The organism is Candidatus Binatia bacterium (genome assembly GCA_036493895.1).
In the GTDB taxonomy this organism is placed as follows: domain Bacteria; phylum Desulfobacterota; class Binatia; order UBA1149; family CAITLU01; genus DATNBU01.
In genome coordinates this window covers 18,745-36,450 of sequence record DASXOZ010000081.1, presented here as the reverse complement: position 1 = coordinate 36,450, position 17,706 = coordinate 18,745, and the positions used below count along the sequence as shown (strand labels likewise).

The following is a 17,706-nucleotide window of genomic DNA, read 5'->3' as shown; positions in this document are numbered from 1 at the left end:
GATTGCCAGCCGGAAGGGGGAAACTTAAGCGATACCCGCGCCGAACCCGCTTCCCGGCCTTTTCCCGGGAGTTAAGATGACGGCATGAGAACACACCACAGAACCCCATCCGCCCCGTATCGTTCCACCTCGCGCCATTTTGCGACAGGGCATGCAACCGCGGCATTCGCGCTGATCGTCGCGGCGGCGCTCGTGCCGCGGATGGCCGCAGCGCAACAGTACCCCGACCCCGCCACCGGACCCGATACCGGCGCACAGCAGTATCCCGCTGCCGGTCCCGATACGCGCAACCCGCCGTATCCCGCGGCCGGCTCGGAAACGCGTACCGATACGCGCACGCAGCAGTATCCGGCAACCACCTCCGAGACCCGCACGCAGACGCGCACCACGCATAGCCAGGAGCATCCGTGGCGGGCCGCCGGCCACGCGGCCGGGAACACGGCAAGAGCCGTCGGACACGCAACCCACGAGACCATCGACCACGCGGCCGATGCGTCGGCGCGCGCCGTACATCGCGCGACCGGCGACGCTTCGCGCGTCGTGCATGGGACCGACCGAACGGTGCATCGAACGGTGCACAAGACCACGACTACCCATCGCACCACCACCCATCGTACGACGACGGCGGCCACCCGCCCCGTCCACCGCACCGGCGAGGCTGTGCGCGATACTGCCCATGGTGTCGGCAACGCTGCGCACGACACCGCACGGGGAGCGCGCGACGCCGCGCACGACGTGGTGCATGGTCACCCGGGTGAAGCCGCCCACGATGCGGCGCAAGGCGCCAGGGATGCGGGCCACGACACCGCAACCGGCGTGCGTCAGGGAGCCGACGATCTCAACGGGAACGGGACGAACACTGCGCCGTAACGGCGTGGGGCTCGCGGCTGGTCGCGAGCTTCCACAGGTCGGCAGCGATCGACGGGTAGCCACGGTGGCCGACGTCGACCTCGACGTTCTCCACCCCGTCGATCGCGAGCGTGTCGCGTCCGGATGGCTTCTCATTGCTATCCCCGCGCGGATAGAGCCGGTCGAGAACAGCGTCACGGCGTGAGAACACGTGCAGGATGCGGGTGCCGCCGGCAATCAGCCGCGGAAGGCCCTCGAAGCCGGAGGCCGGGGCAGCCGAGCCGGCGAAGACGAGACGGTCTACGCTGCCCGGCGTGATCACGCCGGCGGCGATCGCGTAAAGCACGACGCGACAGCCGAGGCTGAACGCGATCACCGAGATCTCATGGCCCGTCGCGTGCAGCGACTCGACGGCAACGCCGAGCTCGGCTGCACCCGCCGGCACGTTCGCGATCGCCTGGTGCCAGGCGAGCGAGGCCTGCTGGGTTCCGTAAACGGCAGCGTCAACGAGGCCCCGGTGAAGGCTCCTCTTGCGCGCAACGCGGCGCGCCACTTCGATGACGGCGCGGGCGCGCATCTCGCGAAGGTCGCCGCTCGGCCAGCGCACAGGCAGGAAATAGTGCGGCCCTCCGCGCGCGGCGTCGGCCAGCGAGCGCTCAACTGCGCCGCGGGCACCTCCGAAGCCGTGCACGAACAGGACGTTCATCGCCTCACTCCTGGATCCTGGACGCCGGCGCCTGGTCGCTGCGAATCGAATCTGCCGCCCTTGTCGCAGACCTTGATCCGCGCCTTGCAGCTGTCCAGCCTATCCAGCCTATCCAGCCTATCCAGAAGGGTACTACTACGCACCGCCTCCGCCCGCGAGTTCGTCCCCCAGCGCCCAACTGTGGCGGTGCACATCTCCGCGCGACCGCGCCAGTGCGCAGCGATCGCGCTACGCAGGAAACATGCACGCACTGTCATCGCGCGGCGTGCCCCAACGTGGTAGTTCCCCCGAATGGCGGCCAGCGGTTCCATCGAACCCACCAGGTACTCCGACGTTCCAGACGCGGGTGTCTTGCACACCAAATTGCGGGAGGTGTTCGGCTACGACACGTTTCGTCCGCTGCAGCAGGAGATCGTCGCTGCGACGCTCGCGGGCCGCGACGTGCTCGCGCTGCTGCCAACGGGCGGCGGAAAGTCCCTGTGCTACCAACTCCCCGCGCTGCTGCGCCCCGGCCTGACAGTCGTCATCTCTCCGCTCATTGCGCTGATGAAGGACCAGGTCGACGCGATGACCGCCACCGGCGTCGCCGCCACTTTCCTCAACTCGACGCTCGATGAAAACGAGGCCAGGCGCCGCCTGCGAGACCTTCACGACGGCCGTTACCGCCTGCTCTACGTCGCGCCGGAGCGGCTGTTCGCCGGCACGTTCTTCGAGCGGCTGCGCCAGTGGAACGTCGCCGCCGTCGCCGTCGACGAAGCGCACTGCATCTCGGAGTGGGGACACGATTTTCGCCCGGAATATCGTCGCCTGGCCGAGCTCCGCGACCTGCTGCCGGCGGTTCCGCTGCTGGCGCTCACGGCGACGGCAACCGAACGGGTTCGAAGCGACATCCTCGCGCAGCTTCGCCTGCGTGAAGCCTGCGTGTTCATCGGAACCTTCAACCGGCCGAACCTTCACTATCGCGTCGCCGAAAAGGACAAGCCGTCGGCGCAGGTGCTCGCGTTCGTGCGCGCACGTCCGCGCGACAGCGGAATCGTTTACTGCCAGAGCCGCAAGAGCTGCGAGACGCTGGCAGAGCACCTCGTGCGCCACGGCGTGGCCGCCGTGCCGTACCATGCAGGACTCGGCGAGCGCGCGCGCAGCGCAAACCAGGATGCGTTCCTGCGCGACGAGGCGCGCGTGGTCTGCGCGACCATCGCGTTCGGCATGGGCGTCAACAAACCCAACGTCCGTTTCGTCATCCACCACGACCTTCCGAAGAACATCGAGGGTTATTACCAGGAAACCGGCCGCGCCGGCCGCGACGGGCTGCCGGCCGAATGCCTGCTGCTGTTTCGCGCTTCGGACGTCGCCCGCCAGCTCGCGTTCGTCGACGAGATCAGCGACGCGCACCAGCAGCAGGTCGCGCAGGCCCAGCTCCGCCAGATGATCGACTACGGAGAGACAGGCGAGTGCAGGCGCCGGGTGCTGCTCGCCTACTTCGGCGACGCCTCGCCCGACGGCGGCTGCGGCGCGTGCGACAACTGCCTGGAGCCGCACCAGGCGTGGGACGCGACGCTGGCGGTGCAGAAGCTGCTCAGCAGCATTCATCGCGCCCGTGTGAGCGGGTTTCGCGGCGATGCGACGTTCGGCCTGTCGCATCATGCGGAGGTCCTGACCGGTGCCGACACCGAGCGGATCCGCCGCTGGGGCCACCAGGCACTGACGACCTACGGCATCGGCGGCGAATATTCGCGCAGCCAGTGGCAGGCCATTGGCCGCGAGCTGATTCGTCTTCGCTATCTCGAGACCGAGACGGGCGAGTTTCCCACGGTCTTCGTCACCGACGCCGGAATGGAGGCGCTGCGTTCGCGCCGCACGGTGATGCTGACGAAGGCTCCGCCTCCGCGATCGCGGAAAGAGGCGGTAGCTTCTTCCCCGCGGCCCTCGAAAGGGCCCGCCGGCGAGATTGCCTGTGACGAGGCCTTGTTCGACAGGCTGAGGATCCTGCGTCGCAGCCTCGCCGATGCCCAGTCCGTGCCCGCCTACATCGTCTTCGGCGATGTCACGCTGCGCGAGATGGCGCGAGATCTTCCGCTGACACGAGCGTCGCTCTCGGCGATCACCGGGGTCGGGCAGAAGAAACTGGAGCAGTACGGGGAGGCTTTCCTCGAGGCGATCCGCGAGCACGCGGGCGCGCTCGACGGCGCGTAAGCGCGGCGTTCGGTCTTTACGCGGCTGGGCGCACCTCCGCCTTGTGGTCGAGCTTGTATGTCACCGTCGCGCGCGCGATCGCCTTTTCTCCCGTCCCGCGCACGTCCACCTCGATCACCTGCACCGACTTGCCTCGCTGGATCACGGTGGCCGTTGCCACGAGGTCCGTCGCGACGGCGCCGTTCAGGTAGTTCAGGCTGAAGCCGATCGTCGTTCCACGGGGCGAGCGCGACAGGTCGGCGCGGGTCCACGCTGCCGCAGTCGCCGCGACGTCGACGAGCGCAGCGATCGCGCCGCCGTGCACCAGATCGCCGATCGTCGTCACCTCCGTGCGAAACGGCAGCCTGGCGCGCACCAGGTCGTCGGCGACCTCGACCAGCTCGATTCCGAGCAGCGCGGCCAGCGGCGATGCGACGATGGCGCTGCGCACGACGTCGGTCATCGGGTGTTCCTGGGTGGCAGCGGCGTGGCCGGTCTTGTTCATTGGTCCAGCTCCTTCGGGTCGATGCGGCCATTGTGGCTCGCACCGCGGCCGCGACAAGGACCACTGCGGCGTCGCTGGAAGGAGCCGGTCGCGGTAACCAGCGGGCGGGCGCGGCGTCGAACCATTGCGCGACCGCACGCGCCGACAATCGGCTAGCCCACCGGGCGTCGCCAGCGGAGCGAGCCGACCGCCAACTCTACCCGTGCGATGCCAGCCGCCGCACGACCTCGAACAGCACTTCGGTGCCCAGCCGCATGTTGGCGACGCTGATCCTCTCGTTGTGCCCGTGGATGGTCGCAAGCTCCTCGCGCGTCAGCAGCGCCGGCGTGAACCCGTAGGCCTGCGCGCCCGCCGCGCGGTACGCGTGCGAATCCGTGAATCCCGGCGAGAGCAGCGGCATCAGGAACGAATCCTCGCCGAGCTTCTCGCGAACGACCTCGGCCGCGATGCTGACGACCGGCGTATCCATCGACGACATCCCGGAATCGTGCTGGTAGACGACGCTCACCTCGATGTCGGGATCGTCGACGATGCGCCGGATCTCGGCAACGAATTCCTTCGGATCCGTCGTCGGCAGCAGCCGGCAGTCCACGGTGGCCTCGGCAGCGCCGGGAATGACGTTGATCTTCTGTCCGGCGTGCACGCTGGTGATGCTCACGGTGTCGTGCGTGATCGCCGACAGGTGCGCGTCGACCGACGTCAGCATCGAAAGCGTCGCCTCGTCGCGCGGATCGAGGTCTTCGGGCAGGTAGCCGCGCTGGGCCAGCGTGCGCAGCATCGCTTCGACCGCCGGCGTCAGCACGGCGCGCCTGTCGGCCGCCTCGACTCGCGCCAGCGCCTTGACGAGCTTGACCAGCGCGTTTTTCGAGTGCGGAACCGAAGCGTGGCCGGGCAGCCCGGTCGCGCGAAAACGCAGCCAGCAAGGGGATTTCTCGCTCGGCCCGATGCCGACGATCTTCGCCTCGCGGCCCATGAACTCACAGAAACCGTAGGCGCCCTCGTTGAAGACGTAATCGGCCTCGAGCACTTCGGGATGCTTCTCGGCCAGGTGATGGACGCCGTAGATGCCGCCTTCTTCCTCGTCGGCAACGGCGACGAACACGAGGTCGCGGTCGAGCGCGATGTGGTGACGGCGCGCGAGCACCATCGTCATCAGCTCCATGACGCCCATGCCTTTCATGTCGAGGGCGCCGCGGCCCCAGATGACGTTCTCGACGACGGCGCCGGAGAACGGGTCGATCTTCCACTGGTCGCGCTCGACCGGAACGACGTCGATGTGCGAGAGCAGCACGATGGGCTTGTTGCCTCGCTGCACCGTCGCCGGCACGCGCGCCGACATCGACACCCGTCCCTTGCCTGCATCGTAGAACTTCGAGTCGATGCCTTCGCGCGCCAGCGCTTCGCGCAGGAAGACGGCCCCGGCTTCCTCGCCGCCGGGAGGGTTCGTCGTATTGATGCGGATGTAATCCGACAGCAGGCTCGTCGCGTGCTCGGTGATCTCGTTCCAGTCGATCGAAAGAGAGGGTCGGGCGGCGGTGGCGACTGTCATGGGGGCGACTCTACGCCACCGCCGGTCCGCTGAGAAATACGAAGGCCCCGACCGGCCGGCGGCCGGAAAAAAAGAGAACGCCGCGCAAGCGGAGGCCTCATCGGGGGATGGCGACCTTGCCCGTCGGCGGCGTTACTTTCGGAACCACGAAGGCTCCCGGAAATTGGAGGGTGCCCCGTGAGGCACCCTCCGCCTTGCTCGCGGCGGCAGTCGCGCGGGCCGCCTGTGCAGATCGATGCAACGGATGTGCCAGACAGGCCCGCAACCGGCGGTGCGCAGCCCGCAGCCTTTTTGCCGGTATGCTGCGATCGGCGGGGCACGCCTCGACTGCGTGGATGCCGTCACCCTGCCTGCACGCCGGGCAATCCGCTGCCGCGAAGTGCGGCAACGGTGCTGGACGGTTGTCTCCCCGGAGCGTAGAGGTTCACAGAGGCGACCTTGCAGCGTCGCCGACGGAGGTTGCGATGCGATTGGCCGTGCAACTGGCAGCGATGTCTGTCGCCTGTCTCGTGATGAGCGCACCTGCGGCGAGGGCCGCCGACTGGACTCCGGCAAAATGGGGCGACGAGCAGACGCTTCAATTTCGCACCGACTGCCCGGGCGAAGGCGAGCACTGGTCGTACGTCTGGGTCGCTGTCATCGACGGCGACCTCTACGTGCGCCTCGGCTCCCAGGCCGCCTCGCGCGTCGACTGCAGCAGCACGAAGCCGATGACGTCGATCCGCATCGCCGGCGCGCAGTTCGACGACGTCGAGATGATCCAGTCTCCGCAGATGGCCACGCGTGTGGCCGATTTCATGGCGAACAAGTACTGGCTCGACCTCGGCGTGCGTTACATGAACCACCCGTACACGATGAAGCTCGTGCAGAAATCGTCGGCCTGAAGTCACCTCGAAGACCGGCGCAGATTCGTCGAAAAACCCCGTCCGCGATCAGTGCTCTGTCGCTTCGTGACGGTAGTCCCAGGGCTTCTCGAAGTTGCCCTGCCACACGCCGCGACCGAGCTTGTGCGCGAGGTCCTCTTCCTTGACGTAGTCTTCGCTGTAGCGCCGGTATGCCAGCGCCATCCCTTGCTCGACGAGGAACTGCCCGAGGTCGCCCTTGCGCGTGCGGCAGACGGCGACGACACGCCCGTAGCGATCGATGTCGCGGCGCGTGCACTCGACGGCCTGCTCGCTTATTTCGCGCGCCAGCTCCTCGCGCGAAATCACGCCGCAGCCGTAGTGCGTCCCGTCGGCCTGCTGGCACATCTGGTCGCGCTCGGGCGCGTCGATGCCGAAGAGCCGCACGCGAAGACCGTTGAAATCGAGCGTATCGCCGTCGAGGACCAGGGGATTGCCGCGGATCACTTCCGGCGCGCTCTTCGGATCGTCGGTAACCTGCGGCAGTTTGGGGTGCACCGTGGCACGGCCGAGCGCGAATGCGACCATCGCCACGAGAAGCACGACGACGCCGCGTGCGTAGGGCGACGGGCGGCGCCGCGCGCGGCGCGGTCGCGTTTTCACGCTCGAAGGGTCGGGCATTTTCATCGACGCGCTCTCCAACCGTCCATCGTCATCGCACGAGTGCACAGCATAGGCGACCGCCAGCACCTCTGTCACGTCTCCATCGCTTGACTCCCCGGTCCTGCCCTCCTTAAGTGGCTCCCTCGTTGCGCGGCCCGCTTCGCCGCTCGAGGGAGAACGCCGTGGCCGAACGCTCGGGGCTCGTCGCCTTCTGGAAGAACTACAACCGCAAGCAGGTGCTGCGTCACGCCCAGGAGGCGGACGAGCTCGGCTACGACTCGTTCTGGATTCCCGAGGCCTGGGGATACGAGGCCTTCAGTCTGCTCACGGAAATCGCGGTACACACCCGGCGCATCAAGCTGGCCACCGGCATCGTCAACGTGTTCAGCCGCTCGCCTGCGCTGCTGGCGATGCATGCCGCCACTCTCGACGAAGTCTCCGAAGGGCGCTTGATTCTCGGCCTCGGAACCTCGGGGGAGAAGGTCATCGCGGGATTCCACGGCGTACCCTACGAGAAACCCCTGACGCGGCTGCGCCAGTACATCAAGGTGATCCAGTGCCTGATTGCGGGTGAGCGCCTGAGCGACGCGGGCGTCGACCTTTGGGAGTTTCGTCACTTCAAGCTGGCGATGACGCCGGTGCGCGAAAGGATCCCGATCTTCTGTGCCTGCCTCAACGACAAGGCCATCCGCATGGTCGGGGAGCTGGCCGACGGATGGATGCCGACGTTCTGGCCGTGGCAGCAGCTCGAGAGCGGTGTGGCGATCCTCGCCGAAGGCGCGGCCAAATCCGGGCGCGACGTCAAGGACATCGCCGTGGCGCCGTTCACGACGGTGATCCCGATGCCGGACAAGGAGATGAGCTACCATTCGGCAAGGGGCATCATCTCGTTCTACGTCGGCGGCATGGGCGTCTACTACCACGACATGCTTTCGCGGATGGGATACCGCGAAAATTGCGACCTCGTGCGTGACCTGTACGTGGCGGGGCAGAAGCCCGAGGCCGCCGCGGCCGTCTCGCCGGAGCTTCTGGACGCGCTCGTGATCGCGGGCGAGCCCGGCTTCTGCCGCGAGCGGCTCGGCCAGTGGCGCCGCGCCGGCGTCGACCTTCCGATCCTCGGCCTGCCCACCGACATGGGCCCGGAGATCTGCTCGATGTACCTGCAGATCATGGCGCCGGCGGCCTGAGCCGCCAGTGCTTGCCGGAGCGCTCGCCGACGCCGCTTCCGGCGCTGCGATCTTCCTCCTGCCCGGCGAAGTCGTCCTCGCCGCCGCATCGGTGCGCGGCAGGCCCCTCGAACAACTCGCGCTCTGCTTTGCCGTCTCGCTCGCGCTGCTGACGGCCGCGTTCGCCTGCTGCCTGATTCTCGGCACTTCGATCGCCGCGGGCTCGGCGAGCCTCGCGGCCGTGACCGCGCTGGCCGCCGTCGTCGCGCGAAGAATCGCCGCGCGCGGCGCAGCAGAGGAAATCCACGAGACGCCCGGCAGGCCGGCGAGCTTCGCCGCGCGGATCCTGTTTTCGCAACTGCTCATCGTGCTCTGCGCCGCCGCCGTCTTATTCGCGCCGGTCGGCAGCATCGACCGCTGGTGGTATCTCGCGTACGTCCGCAGCTACGCAAGCACGGCAGTGCTCACGCTGGCCGAGCCTTTTCTCGGCAGCGGCCAGGTCTTCGCACGATTCGCCGTGCATCCATGGCTGTTCGGCCTTGCGCTGTGCTCGCATCTGTCGGCGACCGATCCGGTCGCCGTCTACGAGCGCATGGCGCCGGTGCTCGTCGTCCCTGCCGCGATCGGAGCGGCGCAGAGCCTGGCCGCAGCGTTGTTCGGGCGCGGATCGCGCGGGCGGCTCTGCGTCCTGGCAACCGTGCTGCTGTGGAGTGGCGGCCTCGTGCCCGTGCTCGCGCGGGCGGGCGAGGACAAGATCCTTGCGGCATCCGTGCTGTTCCCGCTCTGCGTCTCGATGTTCCTTCGCTGCATTCGCACTCCGACACGTTCGCCGATCGACCTGGCGCTGCTCGCGCTCGTCTGCGTCGCCACGGCGGCGGTCCATGCACTGGCGTTCGCGTTCGTGCTCGTCGCGCTGCTGCCGTTTGCGCTGCTCGTCGCCGCCGCAGCGCCGGATCGCCGCCGTATCCTCGGGGCCTGCGGCGCGATCCTGGTCGTCGTCGCGCTTGCACCGGCCGCCGAAGGCCTCGTCGTACGCTCGCGTCTCGATGACATCGGCGCCGATCTTCGCTCTCCCGATCATCCGGTCGTGCGCGTGCACGAGGGGCGCGAGCGATTGATCCTGCTCGACTCGGGCGGCTATGTCGTCACGCCGCGCCTGCTGCTGCACCCTGTCGCGCTGCTCGCGCTGGCCGGAATCGTCATCGCGGCGCGTCGCCGCTCGCTGCTCACGCCATCGGGAAACGCGGGCGAAACTCTCGCGCATGACGCCGTCACCGGGGCCTACCTCGCGACGACGACGCTGGTACCGCTCGCGCTCGCCTTCGTGCCGCCGCTGCCCGCGCTGGCCGGCAGCATCATTCCTCCGTGGATGGTCTACCGCGTGCTGTGGATCCTGCCGCTCGCGCCGCTGGCGGCCATCGCTGCCGATGCATTCGGCTCGCGCATCGCGCGCGGCGAGCGTGCGGCCGCGCTGCTGCTGGTCTGTCTCGGGCTTCCGGGCGCGTTCGTCGCTGCGCACGATCACTTCGCCGACGTGCGCGCGCGGCTGTCACCGCCGGCAGACCCTGATTTCCAGGGTCTCGTCGCAGCCGTCGCCGCTCTGCCACCCGACTCCATCATCGTTGCGGCACCGGAGCTGGCCGAACGCCTTCCCGCACTGACCGGCCATCACGTCCTCGCTGCGCTCGACCGCTCGACAATCGTGTTCTGCGGCTCGCGCGCCGTTGGCGAAGCACGCTTGCGCGCCCGCTCTGCGCTGCTCGACGGCGATCCCGATGCGGGCGCACTCGAGCGGGCGGCGGCGGTGACTGCGACACACGCAGCGTTCGATCCACGGTCGCGGCTGCTGCCGCGCTGCAGTTCGGTGCTGTACTCGGCAGGTGCTTACGCGCTCTGCGTCGTCGATGCGTCGCCGGATCCGCGCTCTCGGGTCGTGCTGCAGTCGAAGGACGACAAAGGTTTGCAGACGGTGGTCGAAGCCGCGTGCGCACCGGCAATGCCGATGACGGGCCGCAACCCGTGGCTGGCTGCACCGCCGGCGAGAGCGTGCCACCTCGATTTGACCCGGCTTCATGGTCGCGACGACCTGGTGCTGCGCGTGGATGGCGCGACGGCAAGGGCCGTCGACGAGCTGCGAGTCGCGGTTCACTCCACCGACGGAAACGCTCCGACGATGCTGGGCTCATCGAGAATCTCCGGCAAAGGATCCGTCGTCGTGGAGTTGCCGCGCCTCGACACGGACTCGATCGACATCGAGGTTTCTTCGTCGTTCCTTCCCGTCGTCAACGTCCGGCGCGTCACCGTCGAAGCGCCGTAATACCGCGGCGAAAGAGCGAAAGACGCTCGGCGGGACTCCGTTCAGGCGGCGCCGCGCACGTCCACCGGCCAGACGTCCGCCATGTCGTCCCCACGCACGCAGTGGAAGTGGTCGTAGAGGTTTACCGTCGGGTCGCAGTGCGGGACGACGCACTCGACGGCCGAGCCGAGCGCCAGCGCGTCGAGGTCGAGCACGAGGCAGGGAGTGACGAGGCGTTGCCGCGAGCCGGCAATGCCGATCAGTACGGAATTCGGCGAGCCGGCGATGTCAGATGCCGACGGCGTTGGCGACGGGCTCTTCATCGGAGAACGAAAAGCCGAGCCAGCGCCGTTCGTCTTCCTTGAACTCTTCGAAGACTTCTAGCTCGATGTGGCGGTAGCGTCCGAGCTGCGCGCGCGCTTTTTCTTCGCCGCCGTGCTGCCTCGCCATCCGGAACATCCACTCTTCCATCCACGAGATGTGCCACTTCTCGTCCTTGGTGAGCTCGTCGAGGACTTCGCGCGTGATGTCGTCGCACCAGCGGCTGGCCGCATGCTCGGAGTAGCGACTGACGGATCGTTCTTCGACGATCACCGTGAGCGCGAACAGGTCGACGATGTTCGCAGGAAAGCCGAGCTTCTTTCCGAGGCGTCTCTGGTAACCGTCGGGAACCTCGACCGGCATGCCGCCCAGCTGGCGAATGCGCTTGGTCCACAGCCACGCGTGGCGCGTCTCGTCGGCGATGTGGCGCGAGAAGAGTACCTGGGCTTCGGGGTCCTTTTCCCTCTGCGTCATCTTCATCAACAGCGATGCGCCGCGAATCTCGGCGTCGCGGTAGAAGCTGAAGATCCGGATGAGGGACTCGGTGCTCGGGGCGCCGGGACCGGTAACTGTCGAAAGCAGGTTCATAACCCTTGTCGGTCGCTTATATACGAACGGCCGGGGCCACAGAACCTTCAAGCGCATTATGTGATGTGCATCCACCTCGTCCGGGGAGGCCGAACCCCAACCCGGCCGCCCAAACACCTGTTTCTTGGTGCGTTCGGGGAAGAATACCGCGTGCTCCGGAGGGAAACGCGCGGCGGGTCACGGGAGTGGAAACACGCGCCCCGTCGATTTTAATTAGCGCACGATCGTGCTTTTATAGTCTAAAGTACGATCGTGCCGTAAGATGCCGGATCATGCCCAGGCGCAGCCTTGCCGATTCTCTCCAGACCCGCGAGGCGATTCTGGCCCGGGCCGTGGACCTCGCATCAGTCGAAGGGCTGGCGGGCCTGACGATAGGCCGCCTGTCGCGGGCACTGCCGATGAGCAAGAGCGGCCTGTTCGCCCACTTCGGCTCCCGCGAAGAGCTGGAGCTTGCGGTGGTTGAGGCCGCTGCCGCAATGTTCGAGCGCGAGGTCCTGGCCGGCGTGGACAGCGCGCCGCCGGCGTTGGCCAGGCTCGCGAACATCGCGCTCGCATGGCTCGGCTACATCGAAAAGGGACTGCTGCGCGGCGGCTGCTTTTTTGCCGCCGTCGTTCCCGAGATCGACGACCGGCCGGGCCGTGTCCGCGACCGGGTTGCGACGCTGGTCACGTCGTGGACGGACCTGCTCGCCGTCGAGGCCGGGCGCGCAATCGAAGAGGGGCACCTCAGCGGCGAGCCCGAGGCTGGCGAAGTCGCGTTCGAGCTGCACGCGTTTCTCCAGGAGGCCAACCGGCGCTTCCAGCTGGCCGGTGACGCAGCCGTCTTCGCCTTCGCCGCCCGCGCCATCGAGCGGCTCCTGGCCCAGTCTGCCACCGAGTCGGGGCGTTCCATCCTCGCCGCCTGCTTCGGTTCGCGCTGAAACCGCGGACGAGTAAACACTGCGACCCCACGCGCGCAATCCCCGACGCTGTCCCGGCTCGCGCGACGACAGCCCGCAACGACGACCGCGAAGACACCCACGAGACACCCGAAGGAGAACTGCGATGCCGAAATACCTTTTCGAAGTGGATTACACGGCGGAGGGAACCAAGGGGCTGCTGAAGGACGGGGGCTCCAGACGTCGCAAGGCCGTCGAGAAAGCCGTCAGCAAGCTCGGCGGCAAGGTCGAAGCGTTCTATTTCACGTTCGGCATTCGCGATGCGATCGTGATCGCGGAGCTGCCCGACAATGCGAGTGCGGTAGCGATGTCGCTCGCGGTGAGCGCGACGGGCTCGGTTGCCTACAAGACGACGGCGCTAATCTCCCCGTCCGAGGTCGACACCGCGGCAAAGAAGAAAGTCGCGTACCGGCGCCCCGGGTCCTGAACGCGCGGCAGGACCGCCGCGGCTGCAGAGAACCGGCGCCAAGTGCACCGTTCCGCTCCGCCGCGTCCGTGCAAGGTTTTCATTCGAGGAATTGAGAACCTACTCAGAAGTTCGCGAGGACTGCTTCTTCCCATATCGACGAAGCGCATCGACGTCCCGGCGATGCGCTGCTAGCGTGGTCTGCCGATTCGTCGGGGCGCAGCAGCGCACCGCGAACGAGGGGAGAAACCACCGATGGGACTGTTCCGCACCGCAACCGCGCTCGCACTGGCGGCAGCGCTCGTCGCTGCCGCATCGCCCGCACTCGCGCAGACGACTGCCCAGGAATGCCTCGCCGCGCAGCAACGCTACTCCGGCGGAGCCTGCAAGGGCATCGCGCATTGCTACGCCAAGGCGATGTCGAGCGGCACGGCGCTGAGCCAGGACTGCATCGCCAAGCAGAAGCAGAAGCTGGTGACGGCGGCTGCAGCGGTCGAAGCGGTTGCCAACTGCCTGGTCAAGGGCATCATGCCGAGTGTCGGAGATCAGCTCACCATGGGCGACGACGACGTTGCCAGCAGCCTCACGCTGGCCGGCGGCCACTGCGCGGCGGTCAAGATGGGATCTCTCGGGAAGGCCTGCGCGAGCTTCTTCCGCTGCAACGCGACTGCCGATGCAAATTCGACGACGCTCGATCCGCTGTGCATCCAGCCGCCGGCCCAGCGACTGAGGAACGCGTTCACGAAGATCGAGGCGACCGGCAGGTGCGTGACCAAGGGCGACGAGTCGACGCTCGAAGGCAAGATCGCCAACCTCGTCGACTCGGTGCACACCGAGCTGCGAGGCACCGGCACGACGACGACGACAGCGACAGCGACGACGCTCTGACCGCGCAGCGCCGCCGCGACGCTACAAAACCTGCAGCGTCGTGCGGCGCCGCCGCGATCCGTTGCGCTACAGAGCCACCCAAACCGCCTTGGTCTGCGTGTACAGATCGAGCGCGTGCGAGCCGAGCTCGCGGCCGATTCCGCTCTCCTTGTAGCCGCCGAACGGCACCCCCGCGTCGAACACGTTGTAGGTGTTGACCCAGATCGTACCCGCTTTCAGGGCCCGCGCTGCACGATGGGCCTTCGAGATGTCGCGAGTCCAGACGGCAGCGGCAAGGCCGTAGTTGGTCGCGTTGCCCTCGGCGATCGCTTCGTCGATGTCGTGGAACGTCAGCGCGGAGACGACCGGACCGAAGATCTCCTCTTTCGCGATCTTCATCTCCGGCTTGACGCCGGTGAAAATCGTCGGCTGCAGGAAGTAGCCCTTGTCCTTCGCGCGGCTCCCGCCGGTGACGAGCCTGGCGCCGCCGCTCTTTCCCGCATCGATGTAGCCGAGGATCTTCGTGAACTGCTCTTCGCTGACCTGGGCGCCCATCTGCGTTGCCGGGTCCAGCGGATCGCCGACGCGAATGGTGCGCGCGTGCTCGGCGAGTTTTTCGATGAACTGGTCGTGCACCGATTCCTCGACGAAAAGGCGGGATCCGGCGCAGCAGACCTCGCCCTGGTTGAAGAAGATCCCCTGCAGCGCGCCACGGACTGCCGCGTCGAGGTCGGCGTCGGCAAAGACGATGTTCGGCGACTTGCCGCCGAGCTCGAGCGACACGCTCTTCAAGTTGCCCGCGGCCGCCCTCTGGATGATGCGGCCGACTTCGGTCGAGCCGGTGAATGCGACCTTGTCGACGTCGCGGTGCTCGGCGATCGCGGCGCCCGCCGTCGGCCCGAAGCCGGTGACGATGTTGACGACACCAGGGGGGACGCCGGCCTCCAGCAGGATTTCGGCAAGGCGCAGCGCCGTCAACGGCGTCTGCTCGGCCGGCTTGAGCACGCAGGTGTTGCCGCACGCCAGCGCCGGCGCGAGCTTCCACGAAGCCATCAGCAGCGGGAAGTTCCACGGGATGATCTGCCCGCACACCCCGTGCGGCTCACGCAGCGTGTAGGCGAAGAACGAATCGGCCACCGGGATCGTCTGGCCGAAAACCTTGTCTGCCCAGCCTCCGTAGTACGCGAACACTTCGGCGGCCTGCGGAATGTCGACGTTGCTCGTCTCGCCGATGGGTTTGCCGTTGTCGAGGGTCTCCAGGCGCGCAAGCTCGTCCTTGTGCTCGAGGATGAGGTCGGCGATGCGCAGCAGCAGGCGCCCGCGCTCGCGCGCCGTCATTTTCGGCCACGCGCCCGAATCGAACGCACGGCGCGCGGCGGTCACGGCCTTGTCCACGTCGACTTTGTCGCCTTCGGCAACGTCGGTCAGTACCGCTTCGGTGGCGGGATTGACGGTCTCGAACGTTTTTCCGCTGGCCGCCTCGACGAACTTGTTGTCGATGAACAGCTTGCCGGTGTTGCGTGCGGTGGCGGGAAGATCGGCGCGAAGGTCTGCTGCGGTTGCGGCCATGGAAGTTCCTCCTGCGTGTCTGTCTGGCTGGCTCGATGGCTCGGGTTGTTCCGGCGCCGCGCGCATTGCCCTGCGCACGGCGCGACGAGCGACGCTACGTCCGCGCCTCCGGGCCGTCAAGGGCGCGCACCCGGGCGCGATCGCGACCGGATTCGCCGCTTCCGCGCTCACTGCTGCGGCAGCGCCAGGAACTCCGGCAGCGTCTCGGCGCTCTCGGCAAACTCGCGCCAGGACGGATGATCCGCTGCAACGACCACCTGCGGAATCGTCAACTGCGGAAACGGAACGTGACGGCCGCCGTGATCCCCGTCTGGAGGTCGCACGTAAGGCGAATCGGGCATTCCGACCAGTTGCATCCTGACGCTCCTCGTCGTGGCGATCTTCAGAGGAAAGGCACACGCCGCCACAGCCGGCGCACGCCGAACTGCAGCAGGCCAGGCGCTACCCGCGAGGCGATGTCGATTGCCCGCGTGTCGAGCCCGACGAGCACGCGGGAGCGCCGCGCGCGGATCGCGCGCACGATGTGGCGCGCAACCACTTCCGGTGCCGTGCCGCGAGCGAGGTAATCCGCTTCGCGCTGCTGCTTGAGCGGGTCGACTGCGAAGCCGCTGCGAACGATCGCCGTCGCCGTCGCACCCGGATAGACCGCCGTCACCGACACGCCGCTGCCGTACAGCTCGGCTCCGAGCGCCTCGGTGAACGCGCGGGCCGCGTGCTTGGAAGCCGCGTAGGCGGCTTTGGTCGGCAGCGACAGCAGCGCGAAGTCGCTCAGCACGTTGCAGATCGCCGCGCTCTGTCCTTGCGCGGCCGCGGCCCTCAGATCGACGAGAAACGCGCGACAGCAGTAGACGATGCCCCAGAAGTTGACGTCCATCGTGCGCTGCAGCGCTTCGATCGGCATTTCCTCGATGAGCCCTGCCGCCGACACTCCCGCATTGTTGACGAGAATGTGCACCGTGTCGTGAGCGCGGACGACGCTCTCGCGAATCGCCGCGACATCGGCCTCCCTTGCCACGTCTCCGAGATGAGCGGTTGCTCCGGGAAGGGACGTGGTGATCTCGTCGAGGCCCTCGCGGTCGATATCGACGAGCGCCAGCGAATAGCCCTCGCGGTGAAACTCGCGCGCCAGCGCTCGCCCGATGCCGCTGGCGGCGCCGGTGATGACGACCGTGTCCTTCGCGCTGGCCGGCATCGCGCGCGAGAGTCGAATATCCGGCGCGAAGAGTCCACAGCGGCGCGCAGGCCGCCGGCCATGCTCGCCGCCCGACTGCGGACGCCGCAAAGGCTCGGAAAACCCGCGGCCCGGACCATTTGCCCCGTGCGCGGCGTCCTTCTACGCTGCGCCGCGATGAACATTCTTCGCACTCCCGACGACCGATTCACCAACCTTGCCGGCTATCCCTTCGCGCCCCACTACGCCGACGTCGCCAGCGGCGACGGTGGAAAGCTGCGCATGCACTACGTCGATGAAGGCCCGCCGGCTGCCGCGCCGGTGCTGCTGCTGCACGGCGAGCCGTCGTGGAGCTACCTGTACCGCAAGATGATTCCGCCCCTTGTGAGTGCAGGGCATCGCTGCGTCGCACCCGACCTGGTCGGCTTCGGAAAATCGGACAAGCCGGCCGATCGCAGCTCCTACACCTACCAGAGTCACGTCGACTGGCTGCGCGAGCTCGTCGTCGACCGGCTCGATCTCAAGCACGTCACGCTCGTGTGCCAGGATTGGGGCGGGCTTCTCGGTCTTCGCCTGGCCGCCGAGCACGCGGATCGCTTCGACCGCATCGTCGCCGCCAACACGTTTCTTCCCACTGGTGATGCGTCGCCGGGCGAAGCGTTCTTCGCGTGGCGCAAGTTCTCGCAGGAAGTGCCGGTGTTCCCCACTTCGCGCATCCTGCAGGGCGCGACGGTGACCGAGCTCAGCGATGAAGTGCTGCGCGCCTACGACGCGCCGTATCCCGACGAGAGCTTCAAGGCTGGAGCGCGGCAGTTTCCGACGCTCGTGCCCGCGACGCCGCAGGATCCCGCCAACGGGCCGAACCGCCGCGCGTGGGAAGTCTTCGACCGGTGGACCAAGCCGTTCCTGACCGCATTCAGCGACAGCGATCCGATTACGGCGGGCGGCGACCGCGGCTTCCAGCAGCGAATTCCCGGGTGCAAGGGTCAGCCGCACACCACGATCAAGGGAGGCGGCCATTTCCTGCAGGAAGACTGCGGGGAAGAGCTTGCCGCGGTGACGGCCAGCTTCATCGCGGCGATGGGCTGAGGACGGCAC

18 protein-coding genes are annotated in these 17,706 nt (G+C 67.6%); 9 read left to right on the top strand and 9 right to left on the bottom strand.

Annotation, left to right across the window (positions count from 1 at the left end):
* The first annotated feature begins 84 nt into the window (after positions 1–84).
* Positions 85–870 (top strand): hypothetical protein, encoded by a 786-nt coding sequence (locus VGK20_19185; protein HEY2776173.1) that lies wholly within the window; start codon positions 85–87, stop codon positions 868–870.
* On the opposite strand, the gene VGK20_19180 is transcribed toward VGK20_19185, so the two are convergent.
* Positions 839–1,555: a hypothetical protein gene (locus tag VGK20_19180; protein HEY2776172.1), complete on the bottom strand. Its 717-nt coding sequence runs from the start codon at positions 1,553–1,555 to the stop codon at positions 839–841. The genes VGK20_19185 and VGK20_19180 overlap by 32 nt on opposite strands.
* A 291-nt stretch (positions 1,556–1,846) precedes the next feature.
* On the opposite strand from VGK20_19180, the gene recQ reads away from it, so the two are divergent.
* Positions 1,847–3,748, top strand: a complete 1,902-nt coding sequence (gene recQ, locus VGK20_19175; protein HEY2776171.1) for a DNA helicase RecQ — start codon at positions 1,847–1,849, stop codon at positions 3,746–3,748.
* 16 nt (positions 3,749–3,764) lie between these two features.
* Here recQ and VGK20_19170 read toward each other — a convergent pair whose 3' ends face one another.
* Both VGK20_19170 and VGK20_19165 read right to left on the bottom strand, forming a co-directional pair.
* Positions 3,765–4,232 carry a PaaI family thioesterase gene (locus tag VGK20_19170; protein HEY2776170.1) on the bottom strand — a complete coding sequence of 156 codons (468 nt, stop codon included), beginning with the start codon at positions 4,230–4,232 and terminating at the stop codon, positions 3,765–3,767.
* Between the two features lie 196 nt (positions 4,233–4,428).
* Entirely contained in the window at positions 4,429–5,781 is a 1,353-nt protein-coding gene (locus VGK20_19165) for a M20/M25/M40 family metallo-hydrolase (protein HEY2776169.1), read from the bottom strand.
* Between the two features lie 491 nt (positions 5,782–6,272).
* Between VGK20_19165 and VGK20_19160 the strand changes: the two genes are divergently transcribed.
* Positions 6,273–6,665, top strand: a complete 393-nt coding sequence (locus VGK20_19160; protein HEY2776168.1) for a hypothetical protein — start codon at positions 6,273–6,275, stop codon at positions 6,663–6,665.
* Between the two features lie 48 nt (positions 6,666–6,713).
* Here the strand turns inward: VGK20_19160 and VGK20_19155 are convergent, their stop codons facing one another.
* Positions 6,714–7,310, bottom strand: coding sequence for a thermonuclease family protein (locus VGK20_19155; protein HEY2776167.1), 597 nt, complete (start codon positions 7,308–7,310; stop codon positions 6,714–6,716).
* A 158-nt stretch (positions 7,311–7,468) separates the two neighbouring features.
* Between VGK20_19155 and VGK20_19150 the strand changes: the two genes are divergently transcribed.
* Together VGK20_19150 and VGK20_19145 are read left to right on the top strand one after the other, a co-directional pair.
* On the top strand, positions 7,469–8,473 hold the full coding sequence (locus VGK20_19150) for an LLM class flavin-dependent oxidoreductase (GenBank protein HEY2776166.1): 1,005 nt from the start codon (positions 7,469–7,471) through the stop codon (positions 8,471–8,473).
* Positions 8,474–8,480: 7 nt separating this feature from the next.
* Complete coding sequence (locus VGK20_19145; GenBank protein HEY2776165.1) at positions 8,481–10,769, top strand: DUF6077 domain-containing protein; 2,289 nt, start codon at positions 8,481–8,483, stop codon at positions 10,767–10,769.
* Positions 10,770–10,810: 41 nt separating this feature from the next.
* On the opposite strand, the gene VGK20_19140 is transcribed toward VGK20_19145, so the two are convergent.
* A complete protein-coding gene (locus VGK20_19140; GenBank protein HEY2776164.1) occupies positions 10,811–11,071 on the bottom strand; it encodes a hypothetical protein in 261 nt (86 codons plus the stop codon).
* A complete protein-coding gene (locus tag VGK20_19135) occupies positions 11,037–11,657 on the bottom strand; it encodes a ferritin-like domain-containing protein (GenBank protein HEY2776163.1) in 621 nt (206 codons plus the stop codon). Before VGK20_19135 ends, VGK20_19140 begins: the two co-directional genes overlap by 35 nt.
* A 272-nt stretch (positions 11,658–11,929) precedes the next feature.
* Here VGK20_19135 and VGK20_19130 point away from each other — a divergent pair, with 272 nt between their 5' ends.
* From VGK20_19130 to VGK20_19120, 3 genes are all read left to right on the top strand, one after another.
* The gene (locus tag VGK20_19130; GenBank protein ID HEY2776162.1) at positions 11,930–12,577 is read left to right on the top strand and encodes a TetR family transcriptional regulator; all 648 of its coding nucleotides are present in this window, start codon (positions 11,930–11,932) and stop codon (positions 12,575–12,577) included.
* A gap of 124 nt (positions 12,578–12,701) precedes the next feature.
* The gene (locus tag VGK20_19125; GenBank protein ID HEY2776161.1) at positions 12,702–13,022 is read left to right on the top strand and encodes a GYD domain-containing protein; all 321 of its coding nucleotides are present in this window, start codon (positions 12,702–12,704) and stop codon (positions 13,020–13,022) included.
* A gap of 234 nt (positions 13,023–13,256) precedes the next feature.
* A complete protein-coding gene (locus VGK20_19120; GenBank protein HEY2776160.1) occupies positions 13,257–13,889 on the top strand; it encodes a hypothetical protein in 633 nt (210 codons plus the stop codon).
* Between the two features lie 66 nt (positions 13,890–13,955).
* Here the strand turns inward: VGK20_19120 and VGK20_19115 are convergent, their stop codons facing one another.
* The 3 genes from VGK20_19115 to VGK20_19105 form a co-directional block, all read right to left on the bottom strand.
* Entirely contained in the window at positions 13,956–15,437 is a 1,482-nt protein-coding gene (locus VGK20_19115; GenBank protein ID HEY2776159.1) for an aldehyde dehydrogenase family protein, read from the bottom strand.
* 167 nt (positions 15,438–15,604) lie between these two features.
* Positions 15,605–15,793: a hypothetical protein gene (locus VGK20_19110; protein HEY2776158.1), complete on the bottom strand. Its 189-nt coding sequence runs from the start codon at positions 15,791–15,793 to the stop codon at positions 15,605–15,607.
* A 26-nt stretch (positions 15,794–15,819) separates the two neighbouring features.
* Positions 15,820–16,629, bottom strand: coding sequence for an SDR family oxidoreductase (locus VGK20_19105; GenBank protein HEY2776157.1), 810 nt, complete (start codon positions 16,627–16,629; stop codon positions 15,820–15,822).
* A gap of 156 nt (positions 16,630–16,785) precedes the next feature.
* Between VGK20_19105 and VGK20_19100 the strand changes: the two genes are divergently transcribed.
* Positions 16,786–17,697: a haloalkane dehalogenase gene (locus tag VGK20_19100; GenBank protein HEY2776156.1), complete on the top strand. Its 912-nt coding sequence runs from the start codon at positions 16,786–16,788 to the stop codon at positions 17,695–17,697.
* Positions 17,698–17,706: the final 9 nt, after the last annotated feature.